The 13,200-nt window shown below is 40.9% G+C and carries 14 protein-coding genes; 11 read left to right on the top strand and 3 right to left on the bottom strand.

Translation table 11 applies throughout. The annotated features are described in order from the left end of the window. The first annotated feature begins 76 nt into the window (after positions 1–76). From COE25_RS17975 to COE25_RS17960, 4 genes are all read left to right on the top strand, one after another. Positions 77–880, top strand: a complete 804-nt coding sequence (locus COE25_RS17975; RefSeq protein ID WP_246869604.1) for an ABC transporter permease — start codon at positions 77–79, stop codon at positions 878–880. 16 nt (positions 881–896) lie between these two features. Continuing rightward, a complete protein-coding gene (gene tagH, locus COE25_RS17970) occupies positions 897–1,706 on the top strand; it encodes a teichoic acids export ABC transporter ATP-binding subunit TagH (protein WP_088089635.1) in 810 nt (269 codons plus the stop codon). An 86-nt stretch (positions 1,707–1,792) separates the two neighbouring features. After that, on the top strand, positions 1,793–2,524 hold the full coding sequence (locus COE25_RS17965) for a WecB/TagA/CpsF family glycosyltransferase (RefSeq protein ID WP_098933572.1): 732 nt from the start codon (positions 1,793–1,795) through the stop codon (positions 2,522–2,524). 235 nt (positions 2,525–2,759) lie between these two features. Then, on the top strand, positions 2,760–3,809 hold the full coding sequence (locus tag COE25_RS17960) for a glycosyltransferase family 4 protein (protein WP_098933571.1): 1,050 nt from the start codon (positions 2,760–2,762) through the stop codon (positions 3,807–3,809). 114 nt (positions 3,810–3,923) lie between these two features. On the opposite strand, the gene COE25_RS17955 is transcribed toward COE25_RS17960, so the two are convergent. Beyond that, positions 3,924–4,934: an LCP family protein gene (locus COE25_RS17955; protein WP_098933570.1), complete on the bottom strand. Its 1,011-nt coding sequence runs from the start codon at positions 4,932–4,934 to the stop codon at positions 3,924–3,926. A 146-nt stretch (positions 4,935–5,080) separates the two neighbouring features. Next, on the bottom strand, positions 5,081–5,713 hold the full coding sequence (locus COE25_RS17950) for a YigZ family protein (RefSeq protein ID WP_098933569.1): 633 nt from the start codon (positions 5,711–5,713) through the stop codon (positions 5,081–5,083). A gap of 329 nt (positions 5,714–6,042) precedes the next feature. On the opposite strand from COE25_RS17950, the gene COE25_RS17945 reads away from it, so the two are divergent. The 4 genes from COE25_RS17945 to COE25_RS30835 all read left to right on the top strand — a co-directional run bounded on the left by COE25_RS17945 (position 6,043) and on the right by COE25_RS30835 (position 9,240). Then, positions 6,043–7,185 (top strand): sensor histidine kinase, encoded by a 1,143-nt coding sequence (locus COE25_RS17945; RefSeq protein ID WP_088089629.1) that lies wholly within the window; start codon positions 6,043–6,045, stop codon positions 7,183–7,185. A 69-nt stretch (positions 7,186–7,254) separates the two neighbouring features. Next, positions 7,255–7,938 (top strand): response regulator, encoded by a 684-nt coding sequence (locus tag COE25_RS17940; protein WP_180247540.1) that lies wholly within the window; start codon positions 7,255–7,257, stop codon positions 7,936–7,938. Between the two features lie 243 nt (positions 7,939–8,181). Next, positions 8,182–9,030, top strand: a complete 849-nt coding sequence (locus COE25_RS17935) for a DegV family protein (protein ID WP_098933567.1) — start codon at positions 8,182–8,184, stop codon at positions 9,028–9,030. A 63-nt stretch (positions 9,031–9,093) separates the two neighbouring features. Then, a complete protein-coding gene (locus COE25_RS30835) occupies positions 9,094–9,240 on the top strand; it encodes a hypothetical protein (RefSeq protein ID WP_180247532.1) in 147 nt (48 codons plus the stop codon). Between the two features lie 181 nt (positions 9,241–9,421). Here the strand turns inward: COE25_RS30835 and COE25_RS17925 are convergent, their stop codons facing one another. Then, positions 9,422–9,802, bottom strand: coding sequence for a hypothetical protein (locus COE25_RS17925; RefSeq protein ID WP_142354484.1), 381 nt, complete (start codon positions 9,800–9,802; stop codon positions 9,422–9,424). Positions 9,803–9,928: 126 nt separating this feature from the next. On the opposite strand from COE25_RS17925, the gene COE25_RS17920 reads away from it, so the two are divergent. Genes COE25_RS17920 through COE25_RS17910 form a run of 3 tightly spaced genes read left to right on the top strand, consistent with a single transcriptional unit; the run spans position 9,929 to position 13,130 of the window. Next, positions 9,929–10,921 (top strand): nuclease-related domain-containing protein, encoded by a 993-nt coding sequence (locus COE25_RS17920; protein WP_257208875.1) that lies wholly within the window; start codon positions 9,929–9,931, stop codon positions 10,919–10,921. Further along, on the top strand, positions 10,906–12,393 hold the full coding sequence (locus COE25_RS17915) for an ATP-dependent helicase ComFA (RefSeq protein ID WP_098933563.1): 1,488 nt from the start codon (positions 10,906–10,908) through the stop codon (positions 12,391–12,393). Before COE25_RS17920 ends, COE25_RS17915 begins: the two co-directional genes overlap by 16 nt. Positions 12,394–12,413: 20 nt before the next feature. Continuing rightward, entirely contained in the window at positions 12,414–13,130 is a 717-nt protein-coding gene (locus COE25_RS17910) for a ComFC family protein (protein ID WP_098933562.1), read from the top strand. Positions 13,131–13,200: the final 70 nt, after the last annotated feature.

Here is a 13,200-nt window from a genome sequence, read left to right as displayed (position 1 = left end):
TGAGGGGGAATGATTCATTTTATGAAAAGGTCTTATCTTATATCCCCAATTAAATCGTTTAGGAAGGATCAACACGATGTCAATGTTTAAGGTCATAAGGGAACAGATTAGCAGTTTTTATCTCATCAGAAGATTATCCCTTTTTGAATTAAAAAGTGCAAATAACAGTCATTATTTAGGGATATTATGGGAATTAATCAATCCCATGATTCAAATAGGTATCTATTATTTTGTATTCGGATATGGTATCCGTGGTGGACGTGCAGTAGAGGGGATTCCGTATTTCTATTGGATGCTGGCGGGTATTTTAGTTTGGTTCTTTGTTAATCCAGCAATATTGGACGCTTCAAAGTCGATCTATACGAGGATCGCCTTAATCGCAAAAATGAGCTTTCCGATGAGTGTTATTCCAACCTACGTCATTATATCGAAATTTTATCAGCATCTCATGTTAGTTGGAGTCATTGTGGTTATCTTTCAATTTACAGGCTATCCTATATCGATCTATTATTTGTCGTTACCCTATTATATGTTTGCCACCATTATTCTACTGGTAGCTATTTCATTAATTACTTCTACCTTAGCGACGATTGTACGGGATGTCCAAATGATTGTCCAAGCGATTGTCAGAATGCTGCTTTATCTGACACCATTATTATGGACGCCTGAAAGACTTCCACATATCGTTCAAAGTGTTATGAAGTTTAATCCATTATACTATATTGCTGAAGGTTATCGCGCTGCTCTGTTAGGGCATAGCTGGTATCTAATTGAACACATTAAATATACCGCCTACTTTTGGGGACTTGTTTTCGTGTTGTTATTTATAGGCTCTGCACTGCACTTGAAATTTCGAAACCGATTTGTAGACTACTTGTAAAGTGGAAGTGGAAAAAATGACTAAAACAGTTATTATTGATAATGTATCAAAGAAATACAAATTGTATAATAGAACATCTGATAAGCTTCTTGATATTATTTTGCCCAATGGCTATGGTGATGATTTCTACGCATTGCAAAATATAAGTTTCACCGCTGAACAGGGCGATGTGATTGGTTTAATTGGTGTAAATGGCTCCGGGAAATCGACTCTATCCAACATTATTGCAGGCGTAGTTCCACCTACAAATGGAAAGGTCGAAACGATTGGACAAACATCTTTAATTGCGATTGCCTCTGGGTTAAACAATAATTTAACGGGTCGAGAAAATATTGAACTGAAATGTTTAATGCTCGGTTTTAGTAAAAAAGAAATCCGGGAGCTCGAACCTGAAATTATTGATTTCTCCGAACTAGGAAGGTTTATTGATCAGCCTGTAAAAACCTATTCAAGTGGTATGAAATCAAAGCTTGGTTTTGCCATCTCCGTGACTGTAGATCCAGATATATTAATTATCGATGAGGCGCTCTCCGTTGGGGACCAAGCATTTGCAGAAAAATCCAAGAAAAAAATGTACAGCTTTAAAGAGAAAGGGAAAACCATCTTTTTTGTAAGCCATGCGATTGGCCAGATTAAAGATTTTTGCCAAAAAGCTTTATGGTTAGAATTTGGTCAAATCAAAGCATATGGGACGACTGCAGAAGTGGTTCCGCAATATGAAGCGTTTCTCAAAGAATTTAAGGCCATGTCTAAAGAGGAACAGCGAAAGTTTAGAGAAACAGCCTTAGAAAAGCAGAGCAGATTAGTTTTAAATACAGCTAGATAATAAAAAGAGGCACAAAAATAATTGGCTAGATCCATTTTTTTGAGCCTCTTTTTATAAATATGAAAAAATACAAAAGGATAAAAACCATGCAGAACAACACCGTCGATATATTAGGTATTGATTTTATCAATAAACAATTTAATGAAGTAGCTAACATTCTTAATGAAATGATAAAAAGTAATCGCAAAGCTTTCATTGTCACAGCCAACCCGGAAATTGTAATGTACGCTCATGAACATCCCGACTATAAAAAAATCATTCAATCGGCCGACATGGTGGTTCCTGATGGTTATGGGATTATTCTGGCTTCAAAAATATTAAATACCCCGATTAAGGAGAGGGTCGCAGGTTATGATTTAATGATCCGTCTACTGGAACTTGGGAACGAGAATAAGTTGAAAATTTATCTATTGGGCGGGCGCGAAGAGACCAATCAAAAAGCTGTGGCTAAGATCAACAGTCAATTTCCTCATGTTCAAATAGTGGGCAGTCATCATGGCTTTTTTGATTGGGAAAACAATCCGATCACTGCTGAGATTAAAGCCTCAAGCCCCGATTTGATTTTCGTGGCGTTAGGGTTCCCTAAACAAGAACAATGGATTGCAAGAAATCTGGCTCAATTTCCCAAAGGAGTATGTATGGGGGTTGGAGGCAGCATCGATGTCCTCGCGGGAGAGGTCCAGCGTGCCCCTCGTTTCTGGCAAAAAATGAACCTCGAATGGTTTTATCGCTTGATTTCGCAGCCGTCGAGGTGGAGGAGAATGTTAGCCATCCCCCGGTTTTTACTGAAAATCTTCCAATTAAAGTTCACCAAATAAGCGATTATTATAAAATAAATGTAACTTTTTGGAGTAACCAATCGTCTTACATGGTGTTGGATCGTTACTAATAAATCCTAGTAATGCTAGCTAAATAAGAGGGAATTTTCCGACAATTCAACAAAATATACCAAAATAAAAAATGTGTGCTATAATATGTTCGTTGTGTACTTAGAAATATGTGCCTGTTTCTAAAATTTATTAATGGGGCATTATATTCATAGGGAGGGTCTTCATGTTATATCTGACCTTAATATTATGTTTTTTATGCTCCGTATTAATCACTCCAATCGTAAAAAAATTGGCTTTTAAATTAGGAGCAACGGACAGTCCTAATAAGCGTAAGGTACATGTTAAGATTATGCCTCGTTTAGGCGGCCTAGCGATTTATATTAGTTTTCTCTTCGGTCTTTTAATCCTGCATCCAAGCAGTCCCTACCATGCAGCTATTGTTGCTGGTGGTTTAATCATACTAGTTACCGGTATTTTAGATGATATCTTTGAATTATCGGCCAAAATAAAATTTATCTTACAAATTGTTTCTGCCCTGATCGTTGTGATGTGGGGCGGGGTGGAAGTTGAATTTATTAACTTACCGTTTAATGGGACCTTAGATTTTGGTATCTTTAGTATTCCAATTACAGTCATCTGGATTGTTGGCGTTACCAATGCAATCAATTTAATCGATGGACTTGATGGTTTGGCAGCTGGTGTTTCCTCGATCGCCTTTATCACTATTTCCGGGATGGCGATTGTGATGGGAAATGGTTATGTAGTTGCCATGGGGACAATCCTGCTTGCGAGTACGTTAGGCTTTCTACTATATAATTTTCACCCGGCAAAAATTTTTATGGGAGATTCTGGGGCGCTCTTCCTTGGCTACATGATCTCAGTCCTAGCCTTACTCGGTTTTAAAAATGTTGCCTTGATTTCGTTTATTGTTCCAATCATTATTTTAGGTGTTCCGATTTCAGATACTTTTTTTGCTATCATCCGTCGTATTTACAATAAGAAATCATTATCCGCACCAGATAAGTCCCATTTACATCATTGTTTACTAGAATTAGGTTTTACGCATCGAGAAACGGTTCTGTTAATTTATGCTATGAGCGCCATGTTTGGCCTCGCAGCCTTTATTTTTACGATTACAACCGTATGGGGATCGATCTTAATCATTACCATTATCGTGCTGGCCATTGAATTATTTGTTGAAACGATTGGTTTAATTAATAAGAATTACCGACCGCTTCTCCGAATCATGGGGATATTGAACAAAAATAGATAATAAAAGGGTAAATCACAACACAGGAAGGCGTTGTGATTTACCCTTTTATTGTTTTCTTTTATTTGATATTTATGTAAAAAAAGAACCCGGATACTATCTGATCCGGGTTGCTTCTTATTCAAGTTTCGTTGCACTTGCTGTATTTGTTCTGTTGAGGTGTGTCTTAAGTGTTGATTTTGTTTCCTCTAAGGCCGTTTCATCAAGCTGATAATAGTAAACACGATCAATATATGAATCGGACCCTTTTAGTGATAGTGATTCAACATCGATTCCACTACCAGCCTGAATATAGCTAATAAACGATTTCATTTGGTCAAACGTTAAGTCTGTTGACATATTCTTTCCAACAGCTTCCATCACATCTGTGTAATTAGAAATAGACTTTATGGATGATCCTTTTGAGAGGATGGCTTTAAAGATCTGCTGCTGGCGCTGTCCTCTTTGAATATCACTATCCATTTTCCTTGTCCGTGCAAACGCAAGTGCTTGTTCACCATCTAATTCTTGTACGCCTTTTTTCAAGGTTATTGCTTTCGCATGGTCCTGGGAATCTTGTTCAGAAAATGTGTATGGAACGTCTACTTTCACACCATCTAGCGCATTAATAACGTCAATAAAGGCGTTAAAATTCATTTTAACATAATAATCGACTGGTACATCAAGCAATTCTTCGACTGTTTCAAGCGTAAGTTTCACGCCGCCATAAGCATGGGCATGAGTAATTTTTGTATAAATATCCTTCTCAGGGATGTGAACATATGAATCACGCGGGATACTCAATAGCTTAATAGATTTTTCTTTCTTATTAAAAGTAGCCAGCATCAAGGCATCTGAACGAGAACTGCCATTTGATTTTCTCTTTTCACTATCATCGACACCAATAAATAGTATCGATGTATTTTCAAGTTTTACATTGGCCTTCGCTTTGGTATCACGTTCAATTGGCTTGTAGGATTTATTCATCACTGATTCAGCCTTATTATACAAAAATCCGCCGTAAGCTGTTGCACCTATTATTAATAGTAGAATGGGCATTACGATCCATAGCAAGAATCGTTTTCGTCTTAGTCTTTTCTTTACCTTGCCCTTGTTATTATTTTTATACACCTGTCTATTGATAGACATAGATTGCCTCCTAGTAGTTTAAATAGAAAAATGTCAATTTTTGTTGAAAATCTACTCTATTTTATAATATTTATTGAGATTGGTAAAATGAAATTTTCTTTACAATAGTATTACTATTCTCAATTGGTAGGGAGGAAAGAAATTTCCTAGTTATCTGACTCAAGATAGGTAACATCTCCAGCAGTAATATCGGCTTGTCCATTTGTCATTTCAATCATCCATTCTGTGAAAGCCGGTTGGTTCTCTTCTTCGACAAATACTTCAATTTCGACATTCTCCTGGTACTGGATATTTTTAAGGATATAGATGGACGATCGCAATTCATTTTCAATCTTGCCAAGCCAAGAATAATCAATTTTAACATGGCAGACCCGCATTAGTCTTCTTTCGACAATACCAACCGCATCCAGGCCCTCCGACGCCGCTTTACCATAGGCACGAATCAAACCGCCTGCACCTAATTTTATCCCGCCGAAATAGCGGGTAACGACCACCGCTGTATCCTTCAGTTTTCTTTTTTTCAAAACCTCAAGGATTGGAACGCCGGCTGTACCACTTGGTTCGCCATCATCATTGGCTTTCTGAATTTGATCATTCTCGCCAATCAGATAGGCGGAACAGTTATGCGAGGCATCCCAATATTTTTTCTTCAATGTTTGAATGAATTCCTGGGCTTCCGCTTCGGATTCAGTCCTTTTGATGTGGGCAATAAATCTTGACTTTTGAATAATAATTTCATGTTCACCAGTTTGTTTTACTGTATGGTAACGAGGCAACATATTGCGCACTCCTTCCTTAATTTCATCAGGGTGTAATATAACTTTAATATGGCAGTAAAGTTTCCGTGTTATAATAAATAAGGTAAAAGTAGTGAAAACCTATTTTTATAGACAAAAAGAGATACAACCATTATACTACTTTTTTACTGAAATTAAGGATACAACGTAATTTCATATTCGCATATTGATAAAATTAAAGGTAAAATATGTTAAAAGGTAGTTTGATGAATTTTTGAAATCCAAAGATAATAAAATATCATTCACTGAAATTAGATTATTGTTAGCTTAGCGTACAGGCGCTTATTGCTTTTCTTATCGGAGGAATGTGTATGAAACTTAAGCAGATTAATATGAAATCGATTGATGAAATTCGTGAAGAAATGATTGAAACTGTTACTTGCAGCAAAACCGACATCTTCCAGATAGGCGAGCAATGCCGTCAAGATTACGAAAATATGATCAATGAATTAGACAATATCAAGCAAATGATGAGCAATCTCATAAATGAAGGCGAGAAGCTCGAGAAGCAAGTCCTCGAGGCGCGGAGTATGCTGTCAGAAGTCAGTATGAATTTTAAAAATTACTCTGAAGAAGAGGTCCGAGATGCCTACGAAAAGGCTCATCAACTGCAAATGGATCTTTCGATTAATTGGCAGTACAAAAAGCAGCTTTTGGATAAACGGGCAGATCTCGAAAATCGTCTGGTTGGATTAGAGGAAACGATTGATCGTGCCGACCAGCTTATTTCGCAAATTTCCGTCGTGATGAATTACTTGACGAGTGATTTAAAACAGGTTGGTAAAGTCCTAGAACATGCGAAGGCCAAACAAGATTTTGGCTTAAAGATAATTGAAGCACAGGAAGAGGAACGCAAGCGGCTTTCAAGGGAGATTCACGATGGTCCCGCCCAAATGCTTGCCAATGTCATCATGCGCTCCGACTTAATCGAACGTGTTTATAGGGAAAAGGGCGCGGATGAGGCTTTTTCTGAGGTCAATAGTTTTAAAAAAATGGTCCGATCGGCACTTTATGAGGTCCGGCGAATTATTTATGACCTTCGTCCGATGGCATTGGATGATTTAGGTCTTGTCCCTACCCTCAGAAAATACTTACAAACCATCGAAGAATATCATAACCACTCAAAAATCGAGTTTGTGAATATAGGCCTAGAACGCCGGCTTCCTACTAAGTATGAAGTCGCACTCTTCCGGATGATCCAAGAATCGGTGCAAAATGCACTGAAGCATGCAAATGCCTGTGAAATCAAAGTCCGATTAGAAATAACCAATGCCTCAGTTACCGTCTTGATCAAGGACAATGGGGGCGGTTTTGATATCACGCAAAAGAAACCTGAGTCATTTGGCATGATAGGGATGCGCGAGCGTGTCGACCTGCTTGAAGGCGAAATTACCTTTGATTCAAAAATAGGCAAGGGAACCGCAGTACTCATTCGAGTTCCACTAATTAACTAAAGAACTAATGAACCTACCGCCAATGGAGAAAAATTTCGAAATTAGAAGGATTAGGGGGCGTAACAATTGATTACAAAAATTGTCATTATAGACGATCACCAACTATTTAGAGAAGGCGTTAAGAGAATACTAGAGTTTGAAAAATCGTTCCAAGTTGTTGCTGAAGGCGATGATGGCTGTGAAGCACTAAGATTAGTAGAAGAATTCCAACCCGACGTTGTCATCATGGATATTAACATGCCGCAAAAGAACGGGATCGAAGCAACTCGTGAGTTGGTTGAAAAATATCCGAAAACGAAGGTTATTATCTTATCCATACATGATGATGAAAACTATGTGACTCATGCTTTACAGACGGGTGCACAAGGTTATCTATTAAAAGAAATGGATGCCGATGCCCTGATTGAAGCAGTGCGTGTTGTGGCGGATGGCGGTTCCTATCTACATCCAAAAGTCACCCATAATCTGGTGAATGAATATCGCAAGCTCGCAGCAGGTGTGGCTCGTGGTGGCGGAGGCTATATGCCAACAATGGAAATTCGCCGTCCATTGCACTTATTGACACGTCGCGAGTGCGAAGTGCTTCAAATGCTTGCCGATGGAAAAAGTAACCGTGGTATTGGAGAAGCTTTATTCATCAGTGAAAAAACAGTCAAAAACCATGTCTCAAACATTCTACAAAAAATGAACGTCAACGACCGTACCCAAGCAGTGGTTGTTGCGATTAAAAATGGCTGGGTAGAAGTAAAGTAAGATTTTAATAGAATGGCTGTGAAAAAGTCCATTGTTGATTTTAAAGCCTATGTTGATTGGAGCGGAAGGCGAAGCGCCTGGAGCGGAAATCAACAGCCAAGTTAACAGCACCAATAAAATAGTAAAGGGCATACTTCACGGTATGCTCTTTTTGTTTTTTGCGATGTAATGCAATTTAGCTCTATTTCATATAAAATAGTAAAATCAATATAGTGGTTATATAGATAAGGATGGTATTTTTTTATGAAGACAGCCGTTGTCACGGATAGTACTGCGTATATCCCAAAGGATGTACGAGATAAATGGAATATACATATGATCCCGTTACATGTCATCTTCGGTAACGAGGTTTACCAGGAAGAAATTGATATATCTTGGAGTCAGTTTTACGATGAAATGAAGACAAAAGCGCTGCCGACTACCTCTCAGCCGCCAATTGGCCAATTTGTCGAGCTATTTGAAAACCTTTCAAAGGATTATGATGCCGTCATCTGTGTTCACCTATCAAGTGGGATCAGCGGCACTTTCCAAGGGGCTAACGCTGCGAGTACCATGGTCGAAGGCTTTGCCGTTTACCCATTTGATTCAGAAATCAGCTGCATGGTTCAAGGCTTTTACGCGATCGAGGCAGCAAAGCTGGCATCCCGAGGCGAGGACGCTGCTTCCATTATGGACCGCTTAGAAGAATTGAAAAAAACGGCTCGTGCCTATTTCATGGTAGACGATTTACAGCACCTACAGCGAGGCGGCCGCCTTTCAAGTGCACAGGCCTTTATCGGGAGCCTCCTCCAGGTCAAACCACTGCTTCATTTTGACAACAAGGTGATTGTTCCGTTTGAAAAGATCCGCACCCGGAAAAAAGCAATGAATCGAATGGTCGATTTGCTAAGTGAGGATGTGTCAGGTGGCAGCGAATATCAAGCTGTCATTATTCATGCCAATCGCGAAGAAGACGCCAAGGAGTGGCGCGATGAACTGGCTGCCAGGTATCCAAACGTTGAATTCTCGATAGGCTACTTCGGTGCCGTGATCGGTACCCACCTCGGCGAAGGATCCATGGGCCTAGGCTGGATGAAAAAATTAGAAAAGTAAGCGAGTTACCATTCCGTCCTTTCGGCCGGAATGGTTTTTAATTTTAAGGGGTTTGGTGGGAAATTGCGGTTTGGCGGAATCATCAGGGGAATCGGCGGAAAAGGTTCCGAATTCGGCAGAATCCGTACGAAGATTGGCGGAATAACTCCAAAAGTTGGCGGAAACCCGGCCCAAGTTCGCGGAATCTCCTGGCCGAGGGTCAGCTGTTAAACGAACAGTTGATAGGCTCGAGACCATTTAAAAAAAGGTAATTAAAAGGGGTTTGGCGGAATCATCAGAGGAATCGGCGGAAAAGGTTCCGAATTCGGCGGAATCCGTACGAAGATTGGCGGAATAACTCCAGAAGTTCGCGGAATTCCGGCCCAAGTTGGCGGAATCTCCTGGCAGAGGGTCAGCTGTTAAACGAACAGTTGATAGGCTCGAGACCATTTAAAAAAAAGGTAATTAAAAGGGGTTTGGCGGAATCATCAGGGGAATCGGCGGAAATAGTCCCGAATTCGGCGGAATCCGTACGAAGATTGGCGGAATAACTCCAAAAGTTGGCGGAATCCCGGCCCAAGTCGGCGGAATCCATCTGCAGAGAACCAGCTGATAACGAACACCATATAGGCTCGAGACCATTAAAAAAGGTAATTAAAAGGGGGTTGGCGGAATCATCAGGGGAATCGGCGGAAATAGTCCCGAAGTCGGCGGAATCCGTACGAAGATTGGCGGAATAACTCCAGAAGTTGGCGGAATCCCGGCCCAATTCGGCGGAATCCCCTAGCAACAATAGAAAGACACCAGACCGTCACATATCCATAAAAAATATAAAAACCTTCGACAAATTAGCAGGAATATCTCCATATTTTGAAGAAATCTTCCAAAAAAGAAAAAGGAGCTGACGAATGAATTGATCATGAAAAAATTAACCCCTCCGCAAAGACTATTCTTAACCCAAATCTTAAAAATAAGACTAATACTCGGTCACAGCAAATATCAAGAAATTGAAAGAGACCTTGCCAAACGATGGGCTGGTTACTGGGGCGAAATTGCCTTAGCAAACTACGTTAAAGAACTTCCACATGATAAATACCTTATCTTCCATGACCTCCAATTACAATACAATGGCATACACTTTCAAATCGACACACTTCTCCTCTCACAAAACTACATCCTAATCATCGAAGCAAAAAACATCGCAGGCACATTAACTTTTGAAAATGTCTTCCAGCAGCTAATTCGTACCCATGATGATGGAACTGAAGAATCATTCGAGGACCCGCGCGTTCAATGCCAACGACTGCAATCCCTCTTACGCAATTGGCTGGTCAAAAACGGTTGCAATCTTCTCCCGGTAGACACCCTTGTTTTTTTCAAAAGTACCAGTACGATCTTGAAAACTAACTCCGGAGACAATACAAATTTTAGTAAAGTATGCAAGGGAAGAGACCTTTTTAATAAAATCGAATCAATGGAACAACGATATCATCAAGAAAGGGTAGATACCGATACATTGACTAAGGTTGGAAAATTGCTCTTAAGTCAACACAGTCCAAATCCAATTGATATCTTAAAAGAATACAATCTTACCGAAAAAGATATCAGGAGCGGAGTTTGTTGTCCAGATGATAAATGTAACTATATCCCGATGAATTTCAAAAGAGGAAAATGGATTTGTCCTGCCTGCCAAACCTCTTCAAAAGATGCCATCCTAAAAAGCCTCAGTCACTATTTCTACCTATACAAGCCAACGATGACCAATCTAGAAATGAGAAACTTTCTACATCTCCCAACCCCTGATACCACTCAAAAAGCTGTACATAGATTAAACCTGCAAACAACAGGTAAAACAAAAGATCGTCTCTATTATCTGAATCCAGAGGAGGTGTTCCCATGCGTTTTGTCATAAAAAACAACGTCTTAATTCCAAGCAACACAGCCGTAGACTCACTCCCAATCACACACATCGCCATCATCCCGCAGCCGCAGCTAAATCCAAACTTCCAATACAATCCTGATCTTCAGCAGCTTCTCATAGGCAAACAACACCTCCTAGAAGATTTCCCAATTCCTTTCGAAGAAGTGCAAGCACATTACGAAAATGGCTATGTCACCTACCGTAAAGGAATCGAGTACAACGGAAAAAAGCCCATATGCTCCCGGTGCGGAAATAAGGACCAACAGCATTTTGCATCTTACCCATGCTCACGATGTGGCGAAACCTGTCTCTATTGCCGCCATTGCATCATGATGGGAAGAATTAGCGAATGCACGCCGCTCATTGGCTGGAATGGCCCGGTGCCTGACACCCATCTCCCTGCAAAAATTAAACATTGGCAAGGGACACTCTCACAAGGACAGCAAGAAGCATCAGAGCATGTAATTGAGGCGATTCAACAAAATCAGGAGCATTTAGTTTGGGCCGTTTGCGGGGCAGGGAAAACTGAGGTCCTATTCGCTGGAATTGAAGCCGCACTTGCTGCTAAAAAAAGAATCTGTATTGCCACACCGCGAACGGATGTCGTCTTAGAGCTCACTCCTAGACTAAAAGCCGCCTTCCCGGAAATAAAAGTTGCTTCTCTTTACGGCGGAAGCGAGGACCGTCATCTCTATGCTCCGCTTACGATTGCGACCACCCACCAGCTGCTCCGCTTCTACCATGCCTTTGATGCGATCATTTTAGACGAAGTCGATGCCTTTCCCTATACTGTAGAGGAATCCCTCCAGTACGCCGCCATCCAGGCGCGAAATCGGTCATCGGCCATGATTTACCTGACAGCCACGCCCAATGCAAAATGGCAAAGGGAATGCCGCACAGGAAAACGAGCCTATACTACCATCCCCGCTCGTTTCCATCGCCATCCGCTCCCGGTCCCCGACTTTGTATGGTGTGGCAATTGGCAAAAGCAGTTGCAGAAAAATAAATTGCCACCGAATGTCCTCCGCTGGATTTCGACCCGGATTCAAGCAAATAAACAAGCCTTAGTCTTCTTACCGCATATCCCTTTGATGGAAAAAGCCCTCCCCATCCTGCGCCAATTTGATTCAACTATAGAAGCTGTCTATGCAGAAGACCCTGATCGTAAAGAAAAAGTGCAAAAAATGCGATCCAAAGGAATTACTTTGCTGTTAACGACAACTATTCTTGAGCGAGGAGTAACTTTTCCCAACATTGATGTAGCCGTAGTTGGGGCCGAAGACACTATTTTTTCAGAAAGTGCCCTCGTCCAAATTGCTGGAAGAGCGGGGAGGAGTAAGGATCATCCTGATGGGGTGGTGACCTATTTTCATTATGGAAAAACGGAAGAGATGTTAAAGGCAAGAAAGCAGATCGTCTCGATGAACCGGGAAGGTTTTAAAAGGGGCTTGCTCGATATTTAATATAGAGAGGAGCTATAAAAATGAATATATTCCTCCAAAACCATTGTTTAAACTGCCACGAAGTAATCCTGCCAAGCATCGGCTGGAGAGCCATTTTCTCAGTTGATAAAGAACAGCTTATTTGCCCAGTCTGTGAAGGGAAGTTAGAAAAAATTGAAGGCGAGCAATGCCGAATCTGCAGCAGGCCATTTGGCAACAGAGAGATGAAATTTCGTAGAGGTGATTTGTGCCATGATTGTTTCCGATGGGAGGAAGATCCCGAATGGCAGGGATACCTTGAGAAAAACCATTCCCTGTTCCTCTACAATGATTTTTTAAAAGAAGTGATCGCAAAGTTTAAATTTCGCGGTGATTATGTACTGGCGAGAATCTTTTCGGAATTGCTCAGGCAGAAGTTGACCGAGATCGCTCCCGACCTATTTATACCTATTCCCTTAAGTGAAGAGCGGCTATATGAGCGGGGGTTTAACCAGGCAGCCGCCATCCTAGCAGAAGCAGGCTATCACCCCGAAAATGTGCTCAGCCGAATCCATTCAGAAAAGCAATCCAAAAAATCTAGGTCCGAGCGGATTCATCTCTCACAAGTCTTTCAGGTCAACCCTAATGTTGACTTTGCAGGAAAAAAGGTCATCCTGATTGATGATATCTATACAACTGGCTCAACACTACGGCATGCAGCAAAACTTTTAAAAATAGCCGGTGCTACGAGCATTCAATCGCTGACACTTGCTCGTTAGCTTACATGCGCTTCTCCCAATCGGTGCGCTACCAGGCATGGAGTTAAGGCGGGGACCCCAGTCAAGGGAC

It is taken from the genome of Bacillus sp. AFS031507 (genome assembly GCF_002584635.1).
Taxonomy (GTDB): Bacteria; Bacillota; Bacilli; order Bacillales; family Cytobacillaceae; genus Neobacillus.
The sequence above is the reverse complement of the archived record's forward strand: the minus strand, read 5'-3'. Positions and strand labels throughout refer to the sequence as shown.